At 73.8% G+C, this 26,324-nt stretch carries 24 protein-coding genes and 1 pseudogene; 19 read left to right on the top strand and 6 right to left on the bottom strand.

The window, feature by feature from the left end:
• Positions 1–165 precede the first annotated feature (165 nt).
• Entirely contained in the window at positions 166–1,386 is a 1,221-nt protein-coding gene (locus tag ACIQ87_RS16910; protein WP_402406955.1) for a polysaccharide deacetylase family protein, read from the bottom strand.
• A 231-nt stretch (positions 1,387–1,617) separates the two neighbouring features.
• Positions 1,618–3,444: an AMP-dependent synthetase/ligase gene (locus ACIQ87_RS16915; RefSeq protein WP_402406846.1), complete on the bottom strand. Its 1,827-nt coding sequence runs from the start codon at positions 3,442–3,444 to the stop codon at positions 1,618–1,620.
• A gap of 401 nt (positions 3,445–3,845) precedes the next feature.
• Here ACIQ87_RS16915 and ACIQ87_RS16920 point away from each other — a divergent pair, with 401 nt between their 5' ends.
• The 6 genes from ACIQ87_RS16920 to ACIQ87_RS16945 all read left to right on the top strand — a co-directional run bounded on the left by ACIQ87_RS16920 (position 3,846) and on the right by ACIQ87_RS16945 (position 10,709).
• Positions 3,846–6,962 (top strand): nitrate- and nitrite sensing domain-containing protein, encoded by a 3,117-nt coding sequence (locus tag ACIQ87_RS16920; protein ID WP_402406849.1) that lies wholly within the window; start codon positions 3,846–3,848, stop codon positions 6,960–6,962.
• Positions 6,959–7,378: a roadblock/LC7 domain-containing protein gene (locus ACIQ87_RS16925; protein WP_402406851.1), complete on the top strand. Its 420-nt coding sequence runs from the start codon at positions 6,959–6,961 to the stop codon at positions 7,376–7,378. Before ACIQ87_RS16920 ends, ACIQ87_RS16925 begins: the two co-directional genes overlap by 4 nt.
• Positions 7,379–7,386: 8 nt before the next feature.
• Positions 7,387–8,004: a DUF742 domain-containing protein gene (locus ACIQ87_RS16930; protein WP_402406853.1), complete on the top strand. Its 618-nt coding sequence runs from the start codon at positions 7,387–7,389 to the stop codon at positions 8,002–8,004.
• 103 nt (positions 8,005–8,107) lie between these two features.
• Entirely contained in the window at positions 8,108–8,659 is a 552-nt protein-coding gene (locus tag ACIQ87_RS16935) for a GTP-binding protein (RefSeq protein WP_402406957.1), read from the top strand.
• Positions 8,660–9,102: 443 nt separating this feature from the next.
• Complete coding sequence (locus tag ACIQ87_RS16940; RefSeq protein ID WP_402406855.1) at positions 9,103–9,291, top strand: hypothetical protein; 189 nt, start codon at positions 9,103–9,105, stop codon at positions 9,289–9,291.
• Positions 9,292–9,776: 485 nt separating this feature from the next.
• A complete protein-coding gene (locus ACIQ87_RS16945) occupies positions 9,777–10,709 on the top strand; it encodes a winged helix-turn-helix domain-containing protein (RefSeq protein WP_402406857.1) in 933 nt (310 codons plus the stop codon).
• 162 nt (positions 10,710–10,871) lie between these two features.
• On the opposite strand, the gene ACIQ87_RS16950 is transcribed toward ACIQ87_RS16945, so the two are convergent.
• Complete coding sequence (locus tag ACIQ87_RS16950; RefSeq protein WP_402406960.1) at positions 10,872–11,564, bottom strand: IclR family transcriptional regulator; 693 nt, start codon at positions 11,562–11,564, stop codon at positions 10,872–10,874.
• A 99-nt stretch (positions 11,565–11,663) separates the two neighbouring features.
• On the opposite strand from ACIQ87_RS16950, the gene ACIQ87_RS16955 reads away from it, so the two are divergent.
• Entirely contained in the window at positions 11,664–12,512 is an 849-nt protein-coding gene (locus tag ACIQ87_RS16955; protein ID WP_402406860.1) for an IS5 family transposase, read from the top strand.
• A gap of 20 nt (positions 12,513–12,532) precedes the next feature.
• Here ACIQ87_RS16955 and ACIQ87_RS16960 read toward each other — a convergent pair.
• A pseudogene (locus ACIQ87_RS16960) lies at positions 12,533–12,637 on the bottom strand (IclR family transcriptional regulator); the annotation flags it as partial.
• A 426-nt stretch (positions 12,638–13,063) separates the two neighbouring features.
• Between ACIQ87_RS16960 and ACIQ87_RS16965 the strand changes: the two are divergent.
• The 6 genes from ACIQ87_RS16965 to ACIQ87_RS16990 all read left to right on the top strand — a co-directional run bounded on the left by ACIQ87_RS16965 (position 13,064) and on the right by ACIQ87_RS16990 (position 19,097).
• A complete protein-coding gene (locus ACIQ87_RS16965) occupies positions 13,064–14,191 on the top strand; it encodes an ABC transporter substrate-binding protein (RefSeq protein WP_402406863.1) in 1,128 nt (375 codons plus the stop codon).
• A 79-nt stretch (positions 14,192–14,270) separates the two neighbouring features.
• On the top strand, positions 14,271–15,299 hold the full coding sequence (locus ACIQ87_RS16970; RefSeq protein WP_402406866.1) for an ABC transporter substrate-binding protein: 1,029 nt from the start codon (positions 14,271–14,273) through the stop codon (positions 15,297–15,299).
• Positions 15,296–16,162 carry an ABC transporter permease gene (locus ACIQ87_RS16975; protein ID WP_402406869.1) on the top strand — a complete coding sequence of 289 codons (867 nt, stop codon included), beginning with the start codon at positions 15,296–15,298 and terminating at the stop codon, positions 16,160–16,162. Before ACIQ87_RS16970 ends, ACIQ87_RS16975 begins: the two co-directional genes overlap by 4 nt.
• Complete coding sequence (locus ACIQ87_RS16980) at positions 16,159–16,953, top strand: ABC transporter ATP-binding protein (RefSeq protein ID WP_402406872.1); 795 nt, start codon at positions 16,159–16,161, stop codon at positions 16,951–16,953. The genes ACIQ87_RS16975 and ACIQ87_RS16980 overlap by 4 nt, the downstream gene beginning before the upstream one ends.
• A 146-nt stretch (positions 16,954–17,099) precedes the next feature.
• Positions 17,100–18,005: an ABC transporter substrate-binding protein gene (locus ACIQ87_RS16985; RefSeq protein WP_402406875.1), complete on the top strand. Its 906-nt coding sequence runs from the start codon at positions 17,100–17,102 to the stop codon at positions 18,003–18,005.
• A 3-nt stretch (positions 18,006–18,008) separates the two neighbouring features.
• The gene (locus tag ACIQ87_RS16990) at positions 18,009–19,097 is read left to right on the top strand and encodes an LLM class flavin-dependent oxidoreductase (RefSeq protein ID WP_402406877.1); all 1,089 of its coding nucleotides are present in this window, start codon (positions 18,009–18,011) and stop codon (positions 19,095–19,097) included.
• A gap of 134 nt (positions 19,098–19,231) precedes the next feature.
• On the opposite strand, the gene ACIQ87_RS16995 is transcribed toward ACIQ87_RS16990, so the two are convergent.
• Positions 19,232–20,224 carry an aldo/keto reductase gene (locus ACIQ87_RS16995; protein WP_402406880.1) on the bottom strand — a complete coding sequence of 331 codons (993 nt, stop codon included), beginning with the start codon at positions 20,222–20,224 and terminating at the stop codon, positions 19,232–19,234.
• Positions 20,225–20,669: 445 nt separating this feature from the next.
• Here ACIQ87_RS16995 and ACIQ87_RS17000 point away from each other — a divergent pair, with 445 nt between their 5' ends.
• From ACIQ87_RS17000 to ACIQ87_RS17025, 6 genes are all read left to right on the top strand, one after another.
• Positions 20,670–21,689, top strand: coding sequence for an LLM class flavin-dependent oxidoreductase (locus tag ACIQ87_RS17000; RefSeq protein WP_402406881.1), 1,020 nt, complete (start codon positions 20,670–20,672; stop codon positions 21,687–21,689).
• A gap of 333 nt (positions 21,690–22,022) precedes the next feature.
• A complete protein-coding gene (locus tag ACIQ87_RS17005) occupies positions 22,023–22,589 on the top strand; it encodes a TetR/AcrR family transcriptional regulator (RefSeq protein ID WP_402406884.1) in 567 nt (188 codons plus the stop codon).
• Between the two features lie 108 nt (positions 22,590–22,697).
• Positions 22,698–23,372 carry a DUF4865 family protein gene (locus ACIQ87_RS17010; protein WP_402406886.1) on the top strand — a complete coding sequence of 225 codons (675 nt, stop codon included), beginning with the start codon at positions 22,698–22,700 and terminating at the stop codon, positions 23,370–23,372.
• A gap of 17 nt (positions 23,373–23,389) precedes the next feature.
• Complete coding sequence (locus ACIQ87_RS17015; RefSeq protein WP_402406888.1) at positions 23,390–23,899, top strand: carboxymuconolactone decarboxylase family protein; 510 nt, start codon at positions 23,390–23,392, stop codon at positions 23,897–23,899.
• A complete protein-coding gene (locus tag ACIQ87_RS17020) occupies positions 23,896–24,849 on the top strand; it encodes a phosphotriesterase (protein ID WP_402406891.1) in 954 nt (317 codons plus the stop codon). The genes ACIQ87_RS17015 and ACIQ87_RS17020 overlap by 4 nt, the downstream gene beginning before the upstream one ends.
• A 66-nt stretch (positions 24,850–24,915) precedes the next feature.
• Positions 24,916–25,407 carry a GNAT family N-acetyltransferase gene (locus tag ACIQ87_RS17025; RefSeq protein WP_402406893.1) on the top strand — a complete coding sequence of 164 codons (492 nt, stop codon included), beginning with the start codon at positions 24,916–24,918 and terminating at the stop codon, positions 25,405–25,407.
• Positions 25,408–25,525: 118 nt separating this feature from the next.
• Here the strand turns inward: ACIQ87_RS17025 and ACIQ87_RS17030 are convergent, their stop codons facing one another.
• On the bottom strand, positions 25,526–26,290 hold the full coding sequence (locus ACIQ87_RS17030) for an SDR family NAD(P)-dependent oxidoreductase (protein WP_402406896.1): 765 nt from the start codon (positions 26,288–26,290) through the stop codon (positions 25,526–25,528).
• Between the last annotated feature and the right edge of the window lie 34 nt (positions 26,291–26,324).

Below are 26,324 nucleotides of genomic sequence, written 5' to 3' on the forward strand. Positions count from 1 at the left end.
CCGCCCGAGAGGGAAACCGGGACCGCCGTGGGACGCCTCGTGGACCTCGACGCCGCCGCGGCCGTACATCCGCTGCGGCCGTACATCCGCCGCGGCCGTACATCCGCTGGGCCCCGAACCCGCCGTGCCGCCGCCTCCGCGGAGGCGGTGGCACGGCGGTGCCCCTCAGCGCAGGTAGTCGACCAGGCCGGCCGGCTTGAGCCCGGCGGCGTCGGCGGCGGCGAGGGCGCGCTGGAGGTCGGCGGCGAGGGTGTCGGTCCAGTGCATCAGGACGACGTCGCCCGGCTGCAGCAGGCCCGGGTGCCAGATGTTGGAAGCACCCCAGCTGAAGTCCGCGTCGGCGGTGAGCACGGTGCGGATGCCGCAGTTGGCGGCGGCCTGGAGGGTGTCGGCGTTCCAGGCGAAGAACGGCGGGCGGAAGAACGTCGGCGCGGTGCCGAAGAGGCGGGTCATGGCGTCCCGGGCGTCGCAGATCTCCACCTGCTGCTGTTCCAGCGGGAGCTTGCTGAGGTCGGCGTGGGAGACGCTGTGGTCCTGGACCGAGGAGCCGGGCACGGCGGTGACCCGCTGGAAGAAGGCCGGGTCGGCGGCGGCCGGCATCGGCAGCGGGAAGGCGGTGATCGGCAACCGGTGGTCGGCGATGAACCGCTCCGCCTCGGGCGTGCGCTGCCAGCCGTCGTCCACGGTGAAGAAGACGACCTTGTCGTCGGTGGGGACGGAGCCCGCGGCGACGGCCGGGGCGGGCGCGGGGCCGTCCACCCGGACGTCGTCCACCGAGAAGGGGCCCTGCTGGTACCAGCCGTGCACGTACAGCCGGACGCTGTGCGCGTTCGGGCCGGTGGTGAACCGGGTGCTCAGCCGCTGCCAGCCGCCGCCGGTGGTCTCCGCCCAGGCGGGCGCGACGTCCTTGCCGGTGCCGGTGGCGCCCAGGTGGACGAAGTCGCCGCGCACCCACGCGGAGGCGGTGTACGTGGTGCCGGGCCGGACCGCGACGGTCTGCGCGCACTCGCCGGTGGAGTCGGCGTTCGCCGGGGTGACGGTCAGCGCCGAGGCACCGGTGTGCGGGGCGGTGGCGGTGACGGTCGCCTCGGCCGGTCCGCCGGTACAGGTCCAGCCGGGGATGCTGCCCCAGTCGGCGAGGTCGGGGGAGGGTGCCTCGAATCCGGGGTTGGTGGCGAGGTTGACGCTCTGTGCGGTCTGTGCGGTCTGTGTGGCCGGTGTGATCGGCGCGGCCTGTGTGGCCGGTGTGGCCTGTGTGGTCTGCGCGCTCGGCGCGGTCCGCGTGCTCGGACCGCCGGCCGGGGGAGCGCCGGCGGATGCCGCCGGCACAGTGAGGCCGGTGAGCAGCGCGACCGAGGCGGCCAGCGCGGACAGGCGCATGGACATCGACACGTGGGGACTCCAGCAGGTGGGGGCACGCCCGTGGGGAGGGCGTGAGCGGAATCGGACCGTGGAACTCGGGAACGTGTCGCAACAATGGACTAGACCAATGGGGCCGTCAAGGGAACAGCGGATGAACCCGGTGACCTCCGTTCGGCCACCACGCCCGTAACACAAGGGGCAAGACGGTACGTCAGAGACCCTGCGGACACGTCAGGTTCGGGCGGGCAGGCCGGTTCAGGACAGATACAGCTCCTCGATGTCCGCCGCGTAGTACTCGGCGATCGCCGCCCGCCGCAGCTTGAGCGAGGGGGTCAGCAGCCCCTGCTCCTCGCTGAACTCCCGTGGCAGCAACCGGAACGCGCGGATCGACTCGGCCCGTGAGACCGCCGTGTTCGCGGCCGCCACCGCACGCTGGACCTCCCCGTGCAGGTCCTCGTCCGCGAGCACCGCCCAGGGGTCCCGCTGCTCCCGCCCGCGCCTCTTCAGCCAGTGCGCCAGCGCCGCCGGGTCGAGCGTGATCAGCGCCGCCACGTACGGCCGGTCGTCGCCCACCACCAGGCACTGGGAGACCAGCGGGTGCGCCTCGACCCGCTCCTCCAGGGCCGCCGGGGCCAGGTTCTTGCCACTGCTGGTGACGATGAGGTCCTTCTTGCGGCCGGTGATGCTGAGATAGCCGTCCTCGTCCAGCCGGCCCAGGTCGCCGGTCGCGAACCAGCCGTCGACCAGGGACTCGGCCGTACAGCGCGGATGGTTGAGGTAGCCGCCGAAGACCGAGCCGCCGCGCACCCACACCTCGCCGTCGTCGGCGATCGCCACCGAGGCGCCCGGCACCGGCTGCCCGACCGTGCCGAGCTTCTGCCGGTCGACCGGGTTGCCGGTGATCGCGGCGGTGGTCTCGGTCAGCCCGTAGCCCTCGTACAGCTGGAGGCCGGCGCCGGTGAAGAACAGGCCCAGCTCGCGCCGGAGCGTGGAGCCCCCGCACATCACGCTGCGCACCCGGCCGCCGAGCACCGCCCGCAGTTTCGGGTAGACCGTCCGCTCGTACGCGAGGTGACGCAGCCGCAGGGCCGCGCCCGGGCCGGGGCCGCGGCCGAACGCCTTCTGCTCCCGAGCGGAGGCCCAGTCGACGGCCACCTGCCGCGCCTGTTCGAAGAGTTCGCCGCGTCCGGCGTCCTCGGCGGCCCGCCGGGCCTGCCGGAAGATCTTCTCGAAGACGTACGGGACGGCGTGCAGGAAGGTCGGGCGGAAGGTCTCCAGCGCGGGCAGCAGCGCGTCGGTGGAGACCTCCGGGACGTGCCCGATCCGGAAGCCCCCGCGGATCGCCGCGATCTGCACGGCCCGTCCGTAGACGTGCGCGAGCGGCAGGAACAGCAGGGTGGCGGGACGGCCGTCGCCGGTGTCGCGCAGCACGTCCCCCCAGCCGGCGAGCAGGGCGTCGGCCTCGGCGGCCAGGTTGGCGTGGGTGATCAGGCAGCCCTTGGGGCGGCCGGTGGTGCCCGAGGTGTAGACGACCGTGGCGATGTTCTCGGCGGCGACGCCGAGGCGCTGGCGGTGCACCAGGGCGTCGGGCACGCCGCGGCCGTCCTCGGTGATCGCGGCGACGCAGTCGCGGTCCAGCTGCCAGATTCCGGTGAGGTCGGGCAGCGCGTCGCAGACCGCGCCGACCGTCATCGCGGCGTCCTCGTCCTCGACCAGGCAGGCCACCGCCTGGGTCTCGGCGAGGATCCAGCGCACCTGTTCGGCGGCGGCGGTGGGGTAGACGGGGACGGTGATCGCGCCGATCGACCAGAGTGCGTAGTCGAACAGTGTCCACTCGTAGCGGGTGCGGGACATCAGGGCGACCCGGTCGCCGTAGCGCACGCCATGGGTGAGCAGGCCCTTGGCCAGGGCGAGCACCTGAGCCCGGAACTCCCGGGCGGTGACGTCCTGCCACTGGCCGTCCTCGGCCCGCCGGGACAGCTGGACCAGGTCGGGGGTGCGCTCGGCGGTGTCGTAGAGGGAGTCGGCGAGTCCTCCGGTGGCCTCGGACGCGGCCGGGGCGGGAGTGGTGAACTCGCGCACGGTCCTCCCCAGTTCGGTGCCGGTGGTACGGGGTGGGCCGAAACTATCGGATCGTCCCGGCACTGCCCAGGGTTGTGACGGTGACGCGACGAGATCGGCACGGGTCGCCCCGGGTGGTGCCGTCCACGGGGAGGAGCGGGGGAGGAATCGCGGAGGGTACGGGGGAGGAACCGGGGAGGATACGGGCCCGCTGTCAACCCCGCCGTCCGGGCACCGGAGGGCGTCACCGCCTCTCGAAGGAGTGGTGACGGCGTAGTAGAGTCTCGCAGACCTGTGGCCGGGAACCCTCCTCCTACCTTTCCCTCAGCACCTCCATGCCGCCCCACGCCGCGGTCCGGCCCGGCCCCCACACCACCCCACCGCTCCCCGTCCACGCCTGGCCATCCCCGACCGAGGACTCCATGCGTCTGCGCAGCAGCTCGATCCGCGCGAAGATCATCGCGCTGCTCCTGGTGCCCATCATCGCGCTCGCCGCCCTGTGGGCGTACGCGACGATCGCCACCACCGGGGACGTCTGGAGCCAGCTCGGCATCAGCCGTACGTACAAGGAGTTCGAGGGCCCGGTCGACCAGTACACCGGCGACCTGCAGAACGAGCGCCGCGCCGCCGTCCAGCGGCTGGCGGACCCGCGCTCGCCGGTCGCCAGGGAGGCCTACGAACAGGCCAAGGCCGCCACCGACCGCAGCCTGGCGGTGCTGCGGCAGAAGAAGGACGGCTCCGCGGGCAAGCTCTCCGCCCCCCAGCGCGGCCGCTTCGTGCAGATCATCGCCGCCGCCGACCAGCTCGGACCGCTGCGCGCCCAGGTCGGCCGCTCCGCGCTGAACTGGGAGTTCGCGCTGGGCCAGTACAGCGACCTGGTCAAGCCGGTGTTCGGCTTCCGGTCCGCCTACGTCGCCCGGCAGAGCGGCCAGCTCCCCCGCCAGGGCACCATCCTGATCGAGCTGGTGCGCGCCCGCGAGTACCTGTCGCAGGAGGACGCGGCGATGGAGGGCCTGCGCACCGGAGCCGCCAAGCCCACCGCCGAGCAGTACCAGGCCGCCCTGGACGCCCTGCACAACCAGCAGGCGCTGTTCACCGTCTACGTCGCCGAGCTGGACCCCGCCGACCAGTCCGACTACATCGCGCTGCGCGGCGGCGAGGCCTGGGGCGCGCTCGCCCGCGCCGAGGCGGACTTCGTCGGCGCCGGCGGCCCCGACCGGGTGGCGCAGGCGCTCAACAGCGACTCCTGGCGGGAGACCGCCGACCGGGCGCTCGGCGACCTCGCCTCGATCAACAGCCGGATCTCCGCCGGGCTGGACGAGCGCGCGCGGTCCGCCTCGATCGGACTGCTGTGGCGCGGCGGCATCGCCGGCGCCATCGGCCTGGTCGCCGTGGTGCTGTCGATCATGATCTCGTTCCGGATCGGCCGGGGCCTGGCCCGGCAGCTGATCGGCCTGCGCAACGCGGCCGACGAGCTGGCCGGCACCCGGCTGCCGTCCGTCATGCTGCGGCTGCGCCGCGGCGAGCCGGTGGACGTGGCCACCGAAGCCCCCGAGCTGCACTTCGGGGACTCCGAGATCGGCCAGGTCGGCCAGGCCTTCAACGCGGTGCAGCGGGCCGCCGTCGAGGCCGCCGTCGAACAGGCCGAACTGCGGCGCGGGGTCTCGGCGGTGTTCGTCAACCTGGCCCGGCGCAGCCAGGTGCTGCTGCACCGCCAGCTCACCCTGCTCGACACCATGGAGCGTCGCACCGAGAACCCGGCGGAGCTGGAGGACCTCTTCAAGGTCGACCACCTCACCACCCGCATGCGCCGGCACGCCGAGGGCCTGATCATCCTCGCCGGCGGCTCGCCCGGGCGCGCCTGGCGCAAGCCGGTCCGGATGGTGGACGTGGTCCGGGCGGCGGTCGGCGAGGTCGAGGACTACGCCCGGGTGATCGTCCGGCCGTTCCCCGGCACCGGCCTGCTCGGCAGCGCCGTCGCGGACGTCACCCACCTGGTCGCCGAACTCGTCGAGAACGCCGCGGTGTTCTCCCCGCCGAGCACCCAGGTCACCGTCCAGGGCGAGGTGGTGGCGCACGGCTTCGCGCTGGAGATCGACGACCGCGGCCTCGGGCTGAGCGAGCAGCTGCTCGCCGAGATCAACGAACGCCTCGCCGTGGAGCAGGAGTTCGACCTCGCCGACACCGACCGGCTGGGCCTGTTCGTGGTCAGCCGGCTGGCCCGGCGGCACGGCATCCGGGTGCACCTGCGGCCGTCCCCGTACGGCGGGACGACGGCGGTGGTGCTGATCCCGCGCGAGCTGCTCGCGGAGGCTCCGGACGGGATGCCGGAGCCGGGTGCGGCCGGACAGCGGTCCGCGGCGGGCGGCCGGCGCGGGCAGCGGGACCTGGTCGCGGTGCCGGGGTCGGGGGGAACCACCCCGTCGGCGGCCACGCTCGGGTCCGGCGGTGCCGGGGCCGGTACGGCTGCCGGAGGCCGCACGGGAGCCGGCGCCGACGGCGGCGCGGATGGCCTGGCCGGCAAGCACCGCGGGACGACGGGCGGGCCGAGGCCCTCCGCGCCCGACGCGGGCCGTACGCCGGGCGGGCTGCCGCGCCGGGCCTCCCGGAGCAGGGGCGGGCCGGTGCTGGTCCCCGCCCTCGCGGCGGACACCGAGGACGCACCGGGGACGGGGCGTCACCGGCGGGAGGACGTCGTGGTGGCCGCGGCCGAGGCGGCCGTCGCGGCTGCCGGTGCTGCCGGTGCGGCCGGGGCTGCCGGTGCGGCCGGTGCGGCCGGGGTCGGTCCGGCGGTGGACGCGGACGGCGACGGGGCCACCGGCCCCGTCGGGCGGACCGACGACGCTCCCGCTCCCGCTCCCGCTCCCGTCGCGGACGCCGCTCCGCTCCGGACGGCGGGTGGCCTGCCCCGGCGGGTCCGGCAGGCGAACCTGGCGCCGCAGCTCAGGGACCAGCTCACGGAACAGCTGAAGGAACGGTTCCGCAACGGGGCCGAAACCGACGGTGGGGAGACCCGCGAGGCCAGGGAGCGCTCGCCCGAGGAGGCCCGGGCCACCTTCGCCTCGTTCCAGCGCGGCTTCACCAAGGGGCGGGGCACGACGGCTCCGGCGGACCGCACGGGTGCGTCCACCGGCGCGTCCACGGGCCGCACCGGTGCGCCGACGGACCGCCCCGGTGCTCCGTTGACGGATCGTCCCGGCACGCCCGACGATCGTCCCGGACGGACGGAGGGACGGTCCACCGCCGTTCCGGTCCGGCAGCCGCCGGACCGGTCCCGGCGGGCGATCGGCCCGGCGCCCGCCCCGGCGGCGCTGCCCGCGCTCCAGGACACCGGCCGGGCGCCGCTCGCGCGTCGGGTGCCGCCCGGGCAGCCGGTCCGCCGGAGCCCGGACACCGGTGCGCCCGCGCCACCCGCCGTACCCGAACCACCTGTCGTACCTGCTCCACCCGCACCACCCGCTCCACCTGCTCAACCCGCACCACCTGCTCAACCCGCTCCACACGCACCACCCGCTCCAGCGGAAGGAACTGATTCATGACCACGTCGATGCAGTCGTCCGGGGACCTCAACTGGCTCCTGGACGACCTGGTGGGGCGCGTCGCGGCCCTGCGGCACGCGGTGATCCTCTCCAACGACGGCCTGGCCACCGGTGCCTCCCGCGACCTCGGCCGCGAGGACGCCGAGCACCTGGCCGCCGTCGCCGCCGGGTTCCACAGCCTGGCGAAGGGCGCCGGGGGGCACTTCAAGGTCGGTGGCGTCCGGCAGACCATGATCGAGCTGGACGAGGCCTTCCTCTTCATCACGGCCGCCGGCGACGGCAGCTGCCTGGCCGTGCTGAGCGAGGCCGAGGCGGACATCGGCCAGATCGCGTACGAGATGGCGCTGCTGGTCAAGCGGGTCGGCGAGCACATGGCCGCCGAACCGCGCACCGAAACCGCCCCGCCGGTGAGATGAGCGGTCCGATGGCGGATCCGAACGCGGATGTGCCGGACGGCCCCGAGACGCCGGACGGCCCCCAGGTGCCGGTGGGCACGGCCGGGCCGTCCGGCGTCGGCGGTTCTGCCGGTGCCGACGATCCGGGCGGCTCGGGGGGTTCGGGGGGTCCGGCCGGTCCTGGCGGTCCGGAGGGCGTGGCGGGGGACGGGCAGGCGGACCCGGACGGGCCCGACGTCGACCTGTTCCGGCCGCGAACCCCGGTCGACGACCGCTGGTTCGACGACGAGGCCGGCCCGGTGGTGCGGCTCTACTCGATGACCCGCGGCCGCACCCGGCCGGTCGAGGAGGGGCTGTTCGACCTGATCTCGCTGGTCACCGCCGTCGATCCCGGGCCGGTCGCGGGGGCCGTGCCCGCGCACGTCCTCGACCCGGAGCACCAGACGCTGCTCACCCTGTGCCGCCGCGAGCCGCTCTCCGTCGCCGAGCTCGGCTCCTACACCGACCTGCCGGTCAGTGTGGTGCGGGTACTGCTCGGCGACCTCTACGACGCCGAACTGATCAGCGTCACCCGACCCGTTCCGCTCGCCGAGCTGCCGGACGAGCGCCTGCTGCGAGACGTGATCAATGGACTCCGTGCGCTCTGACCCCCACCCCCAGCCGGTCGCCACCGAGCCGTACCGGGACGACACCGCTCCCCATCCGGCGAACGTCAACGACCCGCGCTGGCGCGGCGGTCCGGCCGTCGCGGTGAAGATCCTCGTCGCGGGCGGCTTCGGCGCCGGCAAGACGACCCTGGTCGGCTCGGTCAGCGAGATCCGGCCGCTGCGCACCGAGGAGGAGCTCAGCGAGCTGGGCCGCCCGGTGGACGACACCTCGGGGGTGGAGACGAAGCGCACCACCACCGTGGCGATGGACTTCGGCCGGATCGACCTGCGGCCGGGGCTCGCGCTCTACCTGTTCGGCACGCCCGGGCAGGACCGGTTCTGGTTCGTCTGGGACGAGTTGGCCCGCGGCGCGCTCGGCGCCCTGGTGCTCGCGGACACCCGGCGGCTGGCCGACTGCTTCCCGTCGGTGGACTTCTTCGAGCAGCGCGGCATCCCGTTCCTGGTCGCGGTGAACTGCTTCGAGGGCACCGAACGGTTCGCGCCGGACGAGGTCCGCGAGGCGCTCGACCTCGACCGGGACGTTCCGGTGCTGCTCTGCGACGCGCGGGTGCGGCAGGACGGCAAGGACCTCCTCGTCGCGCTGGTCGAGCACGTCGCGTCCCTCAGACACCGCCGCGCCACGGTCGGCGCCTGAGGGCGGCTCGGCGCCGGTCCGGATCCTGACCCGCCCGGCCCGGCTCCTCTATGGCCCGCTCGGTTCTTGGTTCGATTCGGTTCGGCTCCGGTACGGCCCGGCGCGGTTCGGTACCGACCCGACGAAGGCCGCGAGCCGGCCGTCGTTCCGCCGTGCGACGACTCGGCAGGTGGACGCGCCGACCTGCGCGTTCCGCGCGCCGTCTCATTCAACCGTCCACATCCCGGACGATCACTGTGCGGAAGGTTGCCTAGACCGGCCCGGCCGTGGAAGGCTCTGTGGACGAGGGCCGCCCGGCCGTGCTGTCGGGAGTGCCGGAAACGCCACGTTCACACGGGCGTTGCGACCGGCGGACGGCCTTCGACGAACCGGCGAGGCATCGTCGGCGGGCACCGGCAGCGGTGCGCGCCGCCGGGTGGAGAACGAAGGGGGAGGGCAGCAGGATGACCGTCGGCCGACGACGCATCATCACCGCCGCGCCCGGCTCCCCGATGTCCGGCACCCTCATGCCCGGCTTCCTCATGCCCGGTGCCTCCGTGTCCGGCACCGCCGTGCCCGGTCCCGCCGATCCGGCGCTCACCGTCCGCCGCTACATCGACCACGCGCTGATCTGCAGCGCGTGTTGTCGCTGACCGGCCTGACCTTCCCGGTACGTCCCCGGCGCTGACGGCCCATCCGGCCCACCGCCCGACGCACCGCCGAAACCGTCGACCAGGCCGTAGCGGACCGCCCGTCCGGCGTGCCCGCGGCCGACCAACCGGACCCGCCCAGCGGAGAGAGCACCAGTGAACATCGTCTGCCCCAGCACCGCCCCCGGCCTCGTCGGCCGTACCCGAACGACCGGGTCGGCCCCCGCGATGCGCGCGGGAGGACGGACCGGGCGGTGGAACCGGTGCGGGAGCCGTGCCGCGGACGGCCGACGGGGTCGCCCCGACCTCGAGCCGTTCTGGCCGTCCCGGCAGCCGCACCTGTTCGATCAGACGTGTCCCGGCTCGCCCAGCGCGTCCCGGCCCGCCGCCCGCTGACCCGGTTCGACCCGGTCCAGCCCAGGTAGTACGCCCGGTCGACGCGCAGACGACTCCACCCCGTCCGTCACGCGCGAAATGAGCGGCACACCATGTCTTCTTCCTCCACGGCCACCCTGCCCCTGCCCACCGCGACCCCGCACCTGCGCGCGGTCCGCTCCGTCCCTCCGGTCTCCGCCGTTCCCGTTCCCGCCACCGTTCCCGTCACCGTGCCGGTCGGTCCCGGCGTGTCCGGGGCGGCGGGGCCGTCCGTCTCCCCGGCGCCGGTGTCCGACCGCTGGCCCGGGGCGGCGGCCCGTGTGCCCCATGTCGGTCCGGCCCGTGCGCCCCACGCCGGGCCGACCCATGCCGGTCCGGTTCGTCCGGCGGCCGTCCCGGCCCCCGCTGCCGCCCAGCCGGGCGCGGTGGCCCCGCAGGTGCCCCAGGCGCTGCTCGCCGCGCTGCCGGAGGGGGCGGCCGTCGTCGCCACCCTGCCGCAGGGCGTGCTGCCGCAGGGACTGCTGGCGCAGTACGGCACGCAGACCGGCGGCGCGAACGGCAGCCCGCTGGTCGGCTACCTGGTGCTGGTGCCGGCCGAGAGCCTGACGGCGGGGGCCGCAGGCCCGGGGACGGCCGGCCTGCCGGGCGGTCCTGCCGCTGCCGGGATCACCGCCTCCGGGGGCCACGGTGCCCCCGGGGCCCACGCGGGTTCCGTCGCCTACACCGCCTCGGGGGTCCGTCAGGTCCGCCCGGCGGGTCGCGGTATCGCCGTCGACACCGAGCGGCGCAACGCCTACGTCGACGGGCGGCTGCTCGACCTCACGTACCTGGAGTTCGAGCTGCTGGCCCACCTCACCGAGCACCCGCAGCGGGTGCACACCCGGGACCACCTGGTCTCCGCGGTCTGGGGCTACGGCCACGTCGGGGACGGGCGGACGGTCGACGTGCACGTCGCCCGGCTGCGCCGCAAGCTCGGACCGGCCTACCGGGACACCATCGTGACGGTCCGCCGGGTCGGCTACAAGTACACCCCGGCCGCGGTCTGACGGCGGGCGGCCACCGTTCGGTCCGGCAGCGGACCGCTCGTCCCGGACGTGGACGGGCGGTCCGCTGCTTCTCCGTGTTCCGGTTCTCCGCGTTCCGGGTTGTCGTGTTCCGGGTTGTCGTGTGGTTCGTCGTGCTTCGGCCCGTCGTGTTCCGGCGGACCGTCAGGGGCGTTGGTCCGGCGGCAGGAGGAGGACGGCGAGGGCGTCGGCGCAGCCGCGGGCGTGGCCGAGGAACCAGTCCAGCCGGTCGTCGGTGAGGTGCGCGGGCGTCGAGCGGACCGCCAGGGCGAACCGCGCCTGTCCGGCGCGGTCCAGGACGGGTACGGCCACGGTTCGCACCCCGGCCGCCGACTCGCCGTCGTTGAGCGCGTGGCCGGCCGTCCGCACCTTCGCCAACTCCTCGCTCAGGGCGGCTGGTTCGGTGATCGTTCGGTCGGTGAAGGAGGGCAGCGGGCCGAGTGGCGACGGTGCCGTCTCACCCGGGCGGGGCCAGGCCAGCAGGACCTTGCCGAGCGCCGTGGAGTGCAGCGGGCGGCGCAGGCCCAGTCCGGTGTCCGGGCGGACCGAGCCGCCGACCAGGATCACCGCGTGGGCGCCGCTGCGGATGGCCAGGTCGGCCGTCGCCTTGGTGCGCCTGGACAGCAGTTCCAGCTCGGGTCCGGCGAGGTGCAGCCCGCGCTGGTGGAAGGTGAGCTGGCCGAGTTCGGCGACGGCCGGACCGAGCCGGTAGCGGACGGTCTGCTCGTCCTGCTCCAGGAACCCGGCGCTGACCAGCGTGCGGGCCAGCCGGTGCGCGGTGGAGACCGACAGGCCCATCCGGCGGGCCAGGTCCGAGGCACTCAGAGGGCGTTCGATAGGGGATTCCCCCCAACTGTCCGGCTTTGACTCACGTGAGACGGACTCGGTTCCAGGATCTCGTGGCGGCCGGGTCCGTGTCCGCGATATTCATCAACCGTGACGGAACGACGCCGGTATCCCTCGGACCTGAAAGACGATCAGTGGGAGCTCATCGAGCCCATGCTGCTGGAGTGGCGACGCACCCGCGCCGAAGGCCGTGAGCCCACGACCGGGCTGCGGGAGGTGGTGAACGCGATCCTCTACGTCGCGCGGACCGGGATCGCGTGGCGCTACCTGCCGCACGACTTCCCGCCCCACACCACCGTCTACGGCTACTTCAAGGAGTGGGAACGCGACGGCACCACCGAGCAGATCCACGACACGCTCCGTGACCAGCTGCGGGCGAAGAAAGGCCGCCGGATCCTGCCGACAGCGGCGATCATCGACGCCCAGTCGGTGAAGGCCTCACCCAACGCACCGGCCGACAGCCAGGGATACGACGGCGGCAAGCGAGTCAAGGGCCGCAAGCGCCACATCGCCACCGACACCCTCGGCCTGCTCCTGGTCCTGATCGTCACCGCCGCCGGCGTCCAGGACTCCGCCGGCGGCAAGCAGATCCTGGACGCCCTCGCCGTCCAGTGGCCCACGGTGACCAAGGCATGGGTGGACGCCGGCTACAACAACGCCGTCGTCAAGCACGGCGCCGCACTCGCCATCGACGTCGAGGTCGTCACCCGGGACAAGGAGCAGAAGGGCTTCGTCGTCCAGCCGATCCGCTGGCGCGTGGAGCAGACCTTCGGGATCATGTCCCGGTACCGGCGGCTCCACCGAGACTACGAGGAACTGCCGGACCGGTCACGCTCGATGATCCACTGGGCCATGGTGAACTCCATGACCAGCCGCCTGACCGCCAGCCCGGACAGAACCGGGCAATACCTCCGCCCGAAACCGCGCGCGGCAGCCTAAAACGGTATCGAACACCCTCTCAGGTCGGGGCCGTTGTCGTGGAAGCAGTGCAGCAGTCCGAGCGCGCGCTGGACGGCCTGCGCACCGGCCGGCGGACTCGGGACGGCGGTGGCGGCCGCGGCCATGGCACCTCGCGTTTCGGTAGGAACTCCGGACGGGCGGCCGGAGGCGGGGTCTCAGCGTAGGGCAGCCAGTGCTGCGGGAATGTGTCGATGACGTTGCAATGGAATGGCATTGATGAACAACTGATCCCACCATGTGGCAAAAGCTTGCTTCCGGCTCGCCCGCCGTGGAACGCTCCTCGTGTCGCGCCGGACGGCCACTCGGCCCGGGCGGCGCCCACCCCGACTCCACGGAAGGAGAAGCACCGTGACGTCCCACCGGTGTCTCCCCTCCCGTGCGTGTTGTCGCTGACCGACCTCTCAACGCCCGGCCCGTCCTGCATCGCGGCGTACAACTCCACTGCGCACCAGGCCTCCTGGGTCATCGTGCGGTGATCGATCCCGACCTCCTCCGGCCGTCGCCGGAGCCCCCGTAGAGGACCAACTCCGTTGTCCAGTCGTATCCAGAACCCATCCGCGCTACCCGACACCCTCTGGTTCACCCGGTGCCCGGTGCCCACCGCGACCGGGATCGCCGCCGACCAGGGCTGGCTCGCCCGCGAGTTCGCCGCCGACGGCATCGCCGTCCGCTCGCTGCAGGACGCTCCGCCCGAGGTGGCCGCAGACCACCACTACACCCACGCGCTGACCGGACTGTTCCGGGAGGGCGGCAACGTCCCCGCGCTGTGGGCCCGTTCGCGCGGCGAGGCGACCAGGCTGATCGGCCTCACCTGGATCGAGGAGCGCCAGGTCGTGCTGGTCCGGGCCGGCAGCGGCATCACCGGGCCGGAGCAGCTGCGCGGGCTGCGGCTGGCGGTCCCACATCATGACATCGGCATCGACTTCTGGCGGGCCATGGCGCTGGCCGGCTTCCGCGGCGCCCTCGGGCTCGCGGGCCTCACCCTGGCGGACGCCGAACCGGTGGACGTCCCCGGGATCCCCGGCGGCGGGCAGTGGTCCGCCGAACTGGCCGCACTGCGGGACGGCACGGTGGACGCCGTGTACGTGAAGGGGGCGCTCGCCGTCGAGGCGGCCCGCCGGATCGGTGCGGAGGTGGCCGTGGAACTGGACGCGGCGCCCGACCGCCGGAGCCGGGTCAACAACGGTACGCCCCGGCCGATCACCGTCCACCAGCGGCTGCTGGACGAACAGCCCGAACTGGTCGCCCGCTTCCTCGCGGTGCTGCTGGAGTCCGCCGACTGGGCGGCGGAGCACCCGGAGGAGGTGGTCCGGATCCTGCGGGCCGAGACCGGCGCGGGGACCGAGGGCGTCGCCGGGGCCTATGCGCCGGGCAGCCACCGGACCTTGCACCTGGACCTGTCGGGGGAGCGGCTGGAGCTGCTGGCGCTGCAGGAACGATTCCTCAGGGAGCAGGGGTTCCTCGCCGCGCCGGTGGACGTGCAGGCATGGGTCGACCCGGAGCCGCTCCGCGCGGCCCGCGAGCTGCTGCGGGTGCGACGTTCGGGAGCGGGAGCGGGAGCGGGCGGGGGCGGGGGCAGGGGCAGGGGCGCGGGCGGGGGTGCCGGCGAGGGTGCCGGTGTCGGTGTCGGCGGCGTCCAGATCACAGACTTCAGCTGACAGCGTTCAGCTAACAGATTTCGAAAGTTGTCAGCTGTCATCTGTCCGCTGCCATCTGTCACTCACCTGGAGAATCCCCGTGAAGACCCCCCGCCTCGCCCTCGCCGCTACCGCGCTGCTCGCCTCCACCGCCCTGGCCGCCTGCGGCTCGTCCGCCGACGGGGCCAAGGCCTCCGCCGGGGGCGGGACCGACGGCAGCGCCGACGTCGTGCTCCGGCTGCCCGACCCCGGCAACAACGGCTTCCTCGCCCGCGGCAAGAAGGACGGCTCGCTGGACCAGGCCCTGGCCGCCGTCCATGCCAAGGTCGCCTGGACGGGCAGTGCCGGCCCCTTCGCCCCCGCCGCCCAGGCCCTCTCCGCCGACCAACTGGACGTCGCCCAGGGCTCGATCACCTCGGCCCTCGCCGCACTCGCCCAGAAGCCCGGCTTCAAGCTGTTCGCCCAGACCGCGCCCGACGGCGTCGGCGAGGGGATCCTGGTGAAGAACGACTCGCCCGTCAAGACCGTCCAGGACCTGGTCGGCAGGAAGGTCGCCGTCTCCCAGGGCGGCACCAGCGAGTACCTGCTGCTCAAGGCGCTCGCGAAGAACGGCGTCCCGGCCGACAAGGTGGAACGGGTCTACCTGCGCGCCGACCAGACCTCCGGCGTCTTCAACTCCGGCCAGGTGGACGCCTGGGCGACCTGGAACACCTTCTCGACACCCGCCATCGCCAACACCGGAGCCCACTTCCTCGTCAACGGCCAGGAGGTCGGCTCCGACAACTACGCCGTCTGGGCGGTGCGCAACGGCTTCGCCGACAAGCACCCCGAGGTGGTGAAGGCCTTCTACGACTACCTGCACGAGAACGGCGAGAAGGAGAAGGCCGACCCGGCCGGCTACCTCAACGTGTTCACCGACGCCGGCCCGACCGCCGTCACCCCCGCCGAGAAGGACGTCGCCGTGAACGTCAGCCGGCAGGGCACCCCGGCCGACGCCATCTCCGACGCCGACACCGCCCGCTTCGCCACCGTCGCCCGGTTCTTCGCCGACCAGAAGGTCACCAAGCAGCTGGTGGACGTCAAGCCGTACCTGATCGACGTCAACAAGCTCGGAGGCGGTACCAAGTGACCACCACAACCGAGGAGTTCACACCGGCGGACACCCGGGCGGCGCTGGCTGCCGGCCTGGTCCCCCCGCAGAGCCGGCGCCCCCGCCCCCGCCCGCGTGCGCTCGCCGTGACCCTGCGCACCATCGGTCCGCTCGCCCTGCTCGGCGGCTGGGCGCTCGCCTCCGCCACCGGCGCGCTGACCCAGGACGTGCTCGCCTCACCCGCCCAGGTCGCCCAGGCGGTGGGGGAGTTGTGGGGCAATGGCCAGCTGGCCGACGCCCTGTCCGTCTCCCTCACCCGCGCCGGGCTCGGCCTGTTCTTCGGCGCGACCACCGGACTGGTACTCGGTGTGGTCACCGGATTCACCCGCCTCGGCGAGGAGTTGCTCGACTCCGCGATCCAGATCCTGCGCACCGTCCCGTTCCTGGCCCTCGTCCCGCTGTTCATGGTGTGGTTCGGCATCACCGAGACCGCGAAGGTGGCACTGATCGCGGTCGCCACCAGCTTCCCGATGTACGTGTCCGCCTCGGGCGGAGTCCGCAGCACCGACCGCAAGCTGGTCGAGGCGATGCGCAGCTTCGGCCTCGGCCGCTGGGCGATCGTGCGCACGGTCGTGCTGCCCGGCGCGCTGCCCTCGCTGCTGTCCGGACTGCGCCTGTCGATGACGCTCAGCGTGATCGCCCTGATCGCCGCCGAGGAGATCAACTCCACCGAAGGCATCGGATACCTGATGGCCCAGGCGCAGAACTACTCGCGCACCGACGTCCTCGCCGTCTGCATCCTGATCTACGGGCTGCTCGGCCTCGCCGCCGACGGCATCGTCCGAGTCCTGGAACGCGCGCTCATGCCGTGGCGCCAGGCCGTCCAGGGAGCGGCCCGATGACCACCGACACGACCGGCACCGCCACGCTCGCCCCCTCCACCGCGCCCTCCACCGCGCCCGCCGCCGCGCCCGCGTCCGCCGCAGGGCCCGAGGAGGCCGTCCCGGCCGTCCACCTGCGAGGTCTGCGCCGGGCGTTCGGCACCAGGGCGGTCCTCGACGGCATCGACCTCTCCATCGTCCGCGGCGAGTTCGTCGCCCTGCTGGGCGCCAGCGGCACCGGCAAGACCACGCTGCTGCGCATCCTCGGGGCACTCGACCGGGCCGACGAGGGAACCGTGCTCGTCCCGCCGGCGCGCACGGTGGTGTTCCAGGAGCCTCGACTGGTGCCGTCCAAACGGGTGCTCGCCAACGTCACGGTCGGCCTGCCACGTGGCACCGCGACCCGGGAGACCGGGCTCAAGGCGCTCGCCGAGGTCGGCCTGGAACGGCACGCCGACGCCTGGCCGGCCACCCTCTCGGGCGGTGAGGCGCAGCGCGTCGCACTCGCCCGGGCGCTCGTCCGGGAACCGCGACTCCTGCTCCTCGACGAACCGTTCGCCGCCCTCGACGCGCTCACCCGGCTGCGTATGCAGGACCTCGTCGGCGACCTGGTGCGCCGCCACCGTCCGGCCGTGCTGCTGGTCACCCACGACGTGGACGAGGCCGTACGGCTCGCCGACCGGGTCGTGGTGCTGCGCGACGGCCTGCTCGCCCGGGACGAAGACGTCACCGTCGAGCGCCCGCGCGACCCGGCCGACCCCGCCTTCGCGGACCTCCGGCGCCGGCTGCTCGCCGACCTCGGCGTCCACTGACCTCCACCGACGCCCACCGACGCCCACCGGCATCCACCGGCATCCACCGGCATCCACTGACGTCCGTGCGCCACCGAACTCCCCGGCGATTCCGCCGATTTCTCCGACATCCGACAAACCAAGCCCGCGCCACCGGAGTTGACCAGATGACCGTCACCCTCGGCGTCCACGCCAGCAACCCCTCGCTCTACTACCTCGCCCGACTCCCCTACCTGGACGAGGAACTGGCGCCGCTCGGCGAGACCGGCGCCTTCCACCACTACACGGACGGCACCCGCACCGGAACGCTGCTCGCCGAGGGCGTCATCGACTTCGGCGGCACCGGTTCCACCCCGCCGATCACCGCCCAGGCCGCCGGCCACGACCTGGTCTACGCGGCGGTCTCCGCGCCCCGCCCGGACCACGGCGCCCTGCTGGTGCTGGACTCCGGCCCGGTGCGGACGGTCGCCGACCTCAAGGGCGCCACCGTCGTCCTCGCCGTGGGCTCCTGGCAGACCCACCTGCTCGCCAAGGCCCTGTACGCGCAGGGGCTCTCGTACGGCGACGACGTCACCCCGGTGCGCCCGGCGGCCGGCGAGGACCAGGCCCGGCGGCTGCGCGACGGCGAGATCGCCGGCTGGATCGCCCAGGGCGCCGAACTCGCCGCCGCCCGCCGCACCGGCGAGTTCCGCGAACTGGTCCGCACCGCCGACGTCATCACCGACCGCTCGGTGTTCTTCACCCGCCGGGACTTCGCGACCGGGCGCCCCGAGGTCGTCGCCGCGATCGCGACCGCACTGCGCCGGGCGGACGACTGGGCGGCCGCCCATCCGGCCGAGGCCGCCGCGATCGCCGCCGAGGAGCTGGGCGGCGCGGCCGCCGACTGGCAGGCCGCGCTGGTCGCACTGCCCTGGCGACTGGAGCCCGCCACCGCCGCGTTCGTCGCCGAGCAGCAGGAGGCCGCGGACATCTTCCACGGCGCTGGCTTCGTCGACCGGGCGCTGACCGTCGCCGACGCCCACCTCCCCGAGCTGGAGGCCCCGGTGGCCGCCGCGCTCGCGAAGGCGGTCTGAGCCGTGGCCTCCGAAGTCCTCTGGTACATCATCCCGCGCGAGGGGCACTACCCCTGGGAACCGGCCGGGCGCCGCCCGGTCGACCTCCGCTACCTCCAGCAACTGGCGGGCAGCGTCGAGCGGTTGGGCTACACCGGCGCGCTGCTCGCGACCGACCTGTACGACGTCTGGACGCTCGGCAGCGCACTCGCGGCCGCCACCACCCCGGCCTTCAAGCCGCTGCTGGCCGTCCACCCCGGGCTGGTCTCGCCCACCCTGCTGGCCAAGATGGCGCTCAGCTTCGACCACCTGCACGGCGGTCGGCTGCGCTTCAACGTGGTGAACGGCTCGACCGCGCAGCTGCGCGAGTACGGGCTCGACGTCGAGCACGACGACCGGTACCGGCTCAGCGGAGAGTACTGGTCGATCGTCAAGCGCCTCACGGCTGGCGAAGTATTCGACCACAAGGGAGAGTTCTACGAGCTGAAGGACGCGGGAGCGAGCCTGCGCGAGCTGGCCCCGGTGCAGCCCGGCGGCATCCCGCTCTGGTTCGGCGGCAGTTCGGCGGCCGGCATCGAGATGGCCGCCCGGCACGTGGACGTCTACCTGACCTGGGGCGAGCCGCCGCACCTGCTCAAGGAGAAGCTGGACCTCGTCCGCGAGCGCGCCGCCGCCCACGGCCGGAGCCTGCGGATCGGGCTGCGGCTGCACCTGATCGTCCGCGACACCGAGGACGAGGCCTGGGCGGCCGCCGACCGGCTGCTGGACGTCACCAGCGAGGCCACGTACGCGCGTCAGCTGGGCGGGGCGAAGGGGGAGGACGGGGTCGGCTGGCAGCGGCAGTTCCGCCAGCACGGCGGCAAGGTGCCGGCGCGGGCCCGGGAGCTGGAGGCCTATCCCAACCTCTGGCCGGGGATGAGCCTGTTCCGCCCCGGCCCCGGCACGGCGGTGGTCGGCTCGACGGCCCAGGTGATCGAGCGCCTGCAGGAGTTCGAGGCGCTGGGCGTCGACACCTTCATCCTCTCGGGCAACCCGCTGCTGAAAGAGGCTCACCGGGTTGCAGAAACGGTTCTGCCCGCCCTGGGCATCAAGCGGCCGGTGCCAAACGGTTGATGCCCGACGGCTGACAGGTGACAAGCGACGGATGACAGATGACAGCTGACAGATTTCGAAATCTGTCAGCTGTCATCTGTCGATCGTCAGCCGTCACCTGTCGGCCGCCACCCGCCCACAGGCGCCGCGCCCTCTCAGCGGCTCAGCCGGTCGATCTCCGCCAGCTCCTCCGCCGTCAGCGGCCCGCCGGCCAGCGCGTCGAGGTTCTGGTCCAGCTGGGCCACGCTGCTCGCGCCGATGATCACCGAGACCACCCGCGGGTCCCGCAGCACCCAGCACAGCGCCAGCTGCGCCAGCGTCTGCCCGCGCCGCTCGGCGACCTCGGCCAGCGCCCGCAGCTGCTCCAGCTTCTGCCCGGTCAGCGCCTCCTCGGTGAGGAACTTCCCGACCGACATCCGCGAGCCCGCCGGCACCTCCCCGGACAGGTAGCGGTCGGTCAGCAGCCCCTGCGCCAGCGGCGAGTAGGCGATCAGGCTGGTCCCGGTGTCGCCCACCGCGTCCAGCACGCCGGCGTCCTCCACGTACCGGTTGAGGATCGAGTACGCCGACTGGTTCAGCAGCACCGGCGTCCCCAGCTCGCGCAGGATCGCCACCGCCTCCCGGTGCTGCTCCGCCGGGTAGTTGGAGATCGCGGCGTACAGCGCCTTGCCGGAGCGCACCGCGCTGTCGAGCGCCCCCATCGTCTCCTCGATCGGGGTGTCCGGGTCGTACCGGTGCGAGTAGAAGACGTCCACGTAGTCCAGCCCCATCCGGTCCAGCGACTGGTCGAGGCTGGCCAGCAGGTACTTGCGGCTGCCGCCGTTGCCGTACGGGCCGGGCCACATGTCCCAGCCGGCCTTGGTGGCGATGAACAGCTCGTCCCGGTACGGCCGGAAGTCCTGGGCGAACAGGTAGCCGAAGTTGCGCTCGGCGCTGCCGTACGGCGGGCCGTAGTTGTTCGCCAGGTCGAAGTGGGTGACACCCCGGTCGAAGGCCCGGCGCAGCACCGCCCGCTGCACCTCCAGCGGCTGGGCGTCACCGAAGTTGTGCCAGAGCCCGAGCGAGACGGCGGGCAGCCGGACACCGCTGCGGCCGGCCTTCCGGTAGGTCATCGAGTCATAGCGGTCATCGGCGGCGAGGTAGCTCATGCCGGACATCTTGCCAGCCGACCGTGACGGAGCGGGCCCTTGCCCCCGCTCCCGGCCGGTGCCTATGCTCGCGGCGGATCGTGTGCGGGTGAGGCGAGGGGGAGGCGAGATGGCAGTCCGGACCGTGACCGTCGCCGCAGCCCGCCGCTGTTGTCGCCGCCACCGCAGCACCGACCGCTGACGCCACCCGCGCGCCCTGCCGCCCCGAGCGGCCCGCCGTCCGCCCCGTCAGCCACGCCGCCGGTGCAGCCGTGAGACCGCGGCCCCGGACCACGCACCGGCTTCCCGGCCTCCACACGGCTCACCCCGGCTCCGGCTCCGCCCAACCTGCCCCCGGACCGGCCCGACCCGTGCCCGACCCGAGCCCGACCCGTGCCCGAATGAGCCGGACCCGAGTCCGACCGAGTCCGACCGAGTCCGACCCGAGCGCCCAAGGAGACCCGCCGTGCGGTTCACCGTCTCGTCCCTCGTCGCCAACGCCCCCGACCCGGTCACCGGCGTCCGACGCACCCCACAACAGAAGCTGCGCAACGTCATCGACCAGGCGGTCCTCGCCGAGCAACTCGGCTACGACGGCTACGGCGTGGGGGAGCGGCACGGCGAGCCGTTCCTCTCCCCGGCGCCGCCCCTGCTGCTCGGCGCGATCGCCGCCCGCACCTCCACCATCCGGCTGTTCACCGCGGTGACGGTGCTCAGCGTCCTCGACCCGGTCAGGGTCGCCGAGGACTACGCGATGCTCGACCAACTCTCGGGAGGCCGCCTTGAGCTGATCGTCGGCAAAGGCAACGATCCCCGTCACTTCGGGCTGTTCGGTCTCCCCGAGGAGCGCCAGTGGGAGGCGCTCGCCGAGAACTACGGCCTGCTGCGCAGGCTCTGGCGTGAGGAGGGCGTGACCTGGGAGGGCTCGACCCGCCCGCCGCTCACGGACGCCACCGTCTGGCCGCGCCCGCTCCAGGACCCGATCCCGGTGTGGCACGGCAGCGCGACCAGTACCCGGTCCACCGACCTCGCGGCCCGGCACGGCGACCCGATCTTCTCCGCCAACTCCTTCCACCCGCTGGAGAAGTACCGGGCGCTGGTCGAGCACTACCGCGAGCGCTGGGAGCACTACGGCCACGACCCGGCGCGGGCCAGGGTGGGCGCGGGCTTCGGCGGACTGTACGTCGCCAAGCGCTCGCAGGACGCCGTCGAGGGCTTCCGCCCGTACTGGAACGCGCTGTTCGACTCGGCTGCCGGCCGGCACAACAACTCGCCGTTCACGTCGCTGGAGGACGCCCTGGAGCGCGGTTCGGCGCTCGTCGGCAGCCCGCAGCAGGTGATCGAGAAGATCCACCGCTACCACGAGGCGTTCGGCAACGAGGTGGTCGGCATCGGGGTGGATGCGCTCACCGAGGAGGCTCAGCGCGAGCAACTGGAGCTGTTCGCAAGCGAGGTGGCGCCTGAGGTTCGCCGCGCGCTGTCCTAGCCGCGCGGGTCCGGCGCCCGCCCGCGCATTGCGCCGTGCACCCCCTACGCGGCGTGATGCCGACCACCGTCCGTGACGTGACGCGCGCCACCTGGCGCGCCGGAATGCCGTTCGGCGGTGCGGGGGATGACGAACGGTCGAGGGGCCGTGGCCGCCGGGGGGCGGCGCACGGCCCTCGATCGTCCCGCCTGCGGCGGAGGGTCCCGCGCAGGCCCTGCGGCGGGCCTGGGGATGCCCCGAGGAGACGCCGGCGCGACGTCGGGGAGATCCGTCGAGAGCCCGGGCAGGGTCCGTGCTGGCCTTCTGTACCTACTGGTATGTACAGTGCTCCGCATGAGCACCCAGGACCGCCTCATCGAGAGCACCCAGGACCTCCTCTGGGAGCGCGGCTACGTCGGCACCAGCCCCAAGGCCATCCAGCAGCGCTCCGGGGTCGGCCAGGGCAGCATGTACCACCACTTCGCCGGCAAGCCCGACCTCGCCGCCGCCGCCCTGCGCCGCAGCGCCGAGCAGATGCGGGGCGTCGCCGAGGCCGACCTCGCCGCCCCCGGCACCGCCTACGACCGGATCGCCGCCTATCTGCACCGCGACCGCGACGTCCTGCGCGGCTGCCGGATCGGCCGGATGGCCCAGGATCCGGACGTGGTCGCGGATCCGCACCTGCGCGCGCCCGTCGAGGAGACCTTCGACTGGCTGCGCGGCCGGATCGCCGGACTGATCGCCGAAGGCCAGGCGGCCGGCGAGTTCACCCCCGCCCTCGACCCCGCCGACACCGCCGCCGCCGTGGTCGCCGTCGTCCAGGGCGGCTACGTCCTGGCCCGCGCCGCCGACAGCGCCGAACCGTTCGGCCAGGCCGTCCGCGGCGCCCTCGGCCTGCTCGCGGCACACCGCACGGCCTGACGCCCCGAGCCCGAGCCCGCCAGTCGGACAGCCCGCCTGCGGGGCAACCTGCCCACCGGACAGCCCGTCCGCCGGACAGCCGGTCCGTCGACCCAGAGGAGCCCAGCCGTGCACGCCATGCAGTACGAGATCACCCTCCCCGCCGACTACGACATGGGTGTCATCCGCCGGCGCGTCGCCGACAAGGGCCACCTGCTCGACGCCCATCCGGGCCTCGGCCTCAAGGTCTACCTGGTCCGCGAGCGCGGCCGGCACGGCTCACCCGTGAACCAGTACGCCCCGTTCTACCTCTGGCACACCGCCGAGGGCATGAACGGCTTCCTCGGGGGGCCGGGCTTCCGCGGTCTGAGCGCGGACTTCGGCCGCCCCGCCGTCCGGCACTGGCTCGGCGCGGGCCTGGTACACGGCGCGTCGCCGGCTCCGACGCCAGCGTCCGCGGCGTCGGCGTCGGCGGTGTCGGCAGGACCAGTAGGACCGGTACGACCGGTACGACCGGTACGAGCGGCCGAGACGGCCGGGCTGCCGACCACCGCCACCCGCGAGACCGTACGACTGCCGGAATCCGCCGACCCTGCCGAGGCCGTCGAACGGGCCGTCGCCCGGCTGCCCGCGCACCCGGCCCTGCACACCGCCGCCGTGGCCGTCGACCCGAGCCGCTGGGAACTGCTGAGCTTCGCCCTCTGGTACGGCCGGGCACCCGAGGACGTGCCAGGCATCCGGTACCAGGTGCTGCACCTGTCCCGCCCCGAACGCGACCGGCTGCCGGCCGGCCGCCACTGGTGAAAGGACCCACTGCCCCGATGTCCCCCGCGACTGCTCCCGCCGGCACAGGCGGCACCGATCTCACCAACTGCACCAACCGCACCAACCGCACCGATCTCACCGAGCTCACCAACCTCACCGAGGCTCCGCTCGACCGCGCGGCGGGCCGTGCCCTGCTCGCCGACCTCGCCGGCCCGGGCGCCGTCGCCACCCTCGGTGGCCTGGACACCCTCGCTCCCGGCTTCCCCGACTGGATCGTCACCAGCCTCTTCGGTGGCGTCTACCAGCGCCCCGGCCTCGCCCTGCGCGACCGCCAGATCGCCAACCTGGCCGCCCTCACCGCCCTCGGCGGCGTCGAGCCGCAGCTCGCCGACCACGTCCGCTACAGCCGGCGGATCGGCCTGACGGAAGTGGAGATCACCGAGGTCATGGTGGGCCTCGCCCCGTACGTCGGTCTCCCCAAGGCGCTGGCCGGCCTGCGTGTCGCCGCCGCCACCTTCGCGGAGACCGCCACCACGGACGCCACCACCGCCGAGGCCGCGGCATGAGCCGCACCGTCCGCACGGTCCTCGGCGACCTGGACCCCGCCGCCCTCGGTGTCACCGACTCCCACGACCACCTCTTCATCCGCAGCCCGCTGCTCCCCGGTCAGGAGCTGGACGACCCGGCCGCGGCCGAGGACGTCCTGCGCGCCTACGCCGCCGCCGGTGGCCGCGCCTTCGTCCAGTGGACCCCGCTCGGCCTGGGCCGGGGCGCGGACTCCCTCGCCGCGCTCTCCCGTGCGACCGGCGTACACGTCGTCGCCGCGACCGGCGCGCACCAGGCGGTTCACTACGCCCCGGGCTTCTTCCCGGAATCCGACGAGGCGGAGACGGAAGCGGCGGAGCGCCCCGGCCCGTACGCCGACCTCGCGGAACGTTTCGTCGCCGAACTCACCACCGGTCTGCCCGGCGCGCCCGAGGGGGTCCGAGCCGGATTGATCAAGGTCGCGGCCGACCCGGGGCCCGCCGGCCGGCACACCCGGTGGACGCTGGCCGCGGCCGCCGAAGCCCACCACGCCACCGGCGCGCCGATCGCCGTCCACCTCGAAGCCGACGGCACTCCGCACTGGATCCTGGACCGACTGCACGGTCGGCACGGCGTCCGGCCCGACCGGATCATCCTCGGCCACCTCACCCGGCTGCCCGACCGCGCGCTGCACCGCGCCCTCGCCGCCGAGGGCGTCCACCTCGCCCTCGACAGCCCCTCCCGGACCGGCCACCCCGGTGACCACGGCGCCTTCGAAGTGATCGCCGACCTGGTCGAGGCGGGGCACGCCCACCGCTTGCTGCTCGGCGCCGACACCACCACCCGGAACGCCCGCGCGGCCGGCGGCCCGGTCCGCCTGCTCACCGAGCTTGCCCCGCGCCTCGCCCGCAGCCACGGCCCCGAACTGCTCGACCTGCTCCTCACCGCCAACCCGGCCGCCGCCTTCGCCGCCGACTGGCGCACCCCGTAAGGCATCCGGGCCGCCGCGGCGGAACCGGGCTGACAGTCGTCGGGTGCGCCCTCTACGGTGCCGCGCATGGTGACGCTGACGCTCAGGAACCTGACGACCGCCGACTGGCCGCTCTGGCGGGACCTCCGCCTCGCCGCCCTCACCGACGCGCCGGACGCCTTCAAGGCGGGCCTCGCCGACTGGCACCGGGGCGGCGAGGACCGCTGGCGTGAACGGCTCCGCATCCCGGGCGCCCACCACGTCGCGGCGCTCCTGGACGACGACCCGGTCGGCCTGGTCGGCGGCCTCCCCGGATCGCCGGACGGCGTACGGGAGTTGCGATCGCTCTGGGTGGTCCCGCGGGCGCGCGGCCGGGGTGTCGCCGACCGGCTCGTCGAGGAGGTCGAGCGCTGGGCCCGGGACACCGGCGGCACCATACTGCGCCTCGCCGTCCTCCCCGGCAACGAAGCCGCGCTCGCCCTCTACCGCCGCCACGGCTTCGCCCGGCTCGCGGAGCGCGGTGACCTGCTCGCCGACGGGGTCACCCGGGAAGTGGTCCTGGCGAAGCCCCTGCGGTGACGGCCGCCGCCGCGGCGGCGTGGGGGGAACGCGAAGGCGGGGCCTGTGCCGTACGGGGGACGGCACAGGCCCCGCCGCCCAGCGGAGCGACGCGTCGACCGACGCGTCGACTGTCCGGTCACATGTGGGTGCCGCCGTCGATGCGGAGCTCGGTGCCGGTGACGAAGGCGCCGTCGTCGGAGGCGAGCATGGCGATCACGCCGGCCACCGTCTCCGGGCCGGCGAAGCCCTGGCCGAGGGCGGGGGAGAGCTTGGCCAGCAGGCTGAGGTCGGCGTCGGCGGGCAGGCCCGGGTTGTGGGTCATGCCGCTGTCGATGCTGCCCGGTGCGACGCAGACCGCGCGCAGGCCCTGCTTCGAGTACTCCGAGGCGATGGCGTGGGTGAAGGACTGGATGCCGCCCTTGGTCGCGGCGTACGCGGCCATGTAGGGGTGGGCGAAGCTCGCGGAGGTGGAGCTGAAGTTGACCACCACGCCCTTGCCGCCCGCGAGCAGCGCGGGGAGCGCCTCGCGGGTCATCAGGAAGGTGCCGGTCAGGTTCACCGCGAGGAGCTTGTTCCAGAACTCCAGGCTGGTCTCGTGGGTGTGCGCGGAGCGGAGGATGCCGGCCGCGTTGACCAGCACGTCCAGACCGCCCAGGCCGGAGATCGCCTCGGCGACGCCCGCGACGACGGCCGTCTCGTCCGAGATGTCCAGCACCCGGATGGTCAGGCGGTCCGCGGTGCCCTCGGTGGTGGCGCGGTCCAGGGTCCTCTTCAGGCCGTCCTCGTTGACGTCGACGGCGACGACGTTCCCGCCCTCGGCGAGGATCCGGTGCACGGTGGCCTGGCCGATGCCCGAGCCGCCGCCGGTGATCAGGACGTTCCGTCCGTCGAAGCGCTCCATGGTGGTCTCCGTTCGTTCGTGGTCTCTCGATCTC

The sequence above is a fragment of the Kitasatospora sp. NPDC096204 genome (assembly GCF_044763205.1).
Classification (GTDB): domain Bacteria; phylum Actinomycetota; class Actinomycetes; order Streptomycetales; family Streptomycetaceae; genus Kitasatospora.

Bases quoted from the DNA above. Each gene is read 5' to 3' on its own strand.
- ACIQ87_RS16910 (WP_402406955.1), bottom strand. From the start codon at position 1,386: ATGTCCATGCGCCTGTCCGCGCTGGCCGCCTCGGTCGCGCTGCTCACC.
- ACIQ87_RS16920 (WP_402406849.1), top strand. From the start codon at position 3,846: ATGCGTCTGCGCAGCAGCTCGATCCGCGCGAAGATCATCGCGCTGCTC.
- ACIQ87_RS16925 (WP_402406851.1), top strand. From the start codon at position 6,959: ATGACCACGTCGATGCAGTCGTCCGGGGACCTCAACTGGCTCCTGGAC.
- ACIQ87_RS16930 (WP_402406853.1), top strand. From the start codon at position 7,387: ATGGCGGATCCGAACGCGGATGTGCCGGACGGCCCCGAGACGCCGGAC.
- ACIQ87_RS16940 (WP_402406855.1), top strand. From the start codon at position 9,103: ATGACCGTCGGCCGACGACGCATCATCACCGCCGCGCCCGGCTCCCCG.
- ACIQ87_RS16945 (WP_402406857.1), top strand. From the start codon at position 9,777: ATGTCTTCTTCCTCCACGGCCACCCTGCCCCTGCCCACCGCGACCCCG.
- ACIQ87_RS16980 (WP_402406872.1), top strand. From the start codon at position 16,159: ATGACCACCGACACGACCGGCACCGCCACGCTCGCCCCCTCCACCGCG.
- ACIQ87_RS16985 (WP_402406875.1), top strand. From the start codon at position 17,100: ATGACCGTCACCCTCGGCGTCCACGCCAGCAACCCCTCGCTCTACTAC.
- ACIQ87_RS16995 (WP_402406880.1), bottom strand. From the start codon at position 20,224: ATGAGCTACCTCGCCGCCGATGACCGCTATGACTCGATGACCTACCGG.
- ACIQ87_RS17005 (WP_402406884.1), top strand. From the start codon at position 22,023: ATGAGCACCCAGGACCGCCTCATCGAGAGCACCCAGGACCTCCTCTGG.
- ACIQ87_RS17015 (WP_402406888.1), top strand. From the start codon at position 23,390: ATGTCCCCCGCGACTGCTCCCGCCGGCACAGGCGGCACCGATCTCACC.
- ACIQ87_RS17020 (WP_402406891.1), top strand. From the start codon at position 23,896: ATGAGCCGCACCGTCCGCACGGTCCTCGGCGACCTGGACCCCGCCGCC.
- ACIQ87_RS17025 (WP_402406893.1), top strand. From the start codon at position 24,916: ATGGTGACGCTGACGCTCAGGAACCTGACGACCGCCGACTGGCCGCTC.
- ACIQ87_RS17030 (WP_402406896.1), bottom strand. From the start codon at position 26,290: ATGGAGCGCTTCGACGGACGGAACGTCCTGATCACCGGCGGCGGCTCG.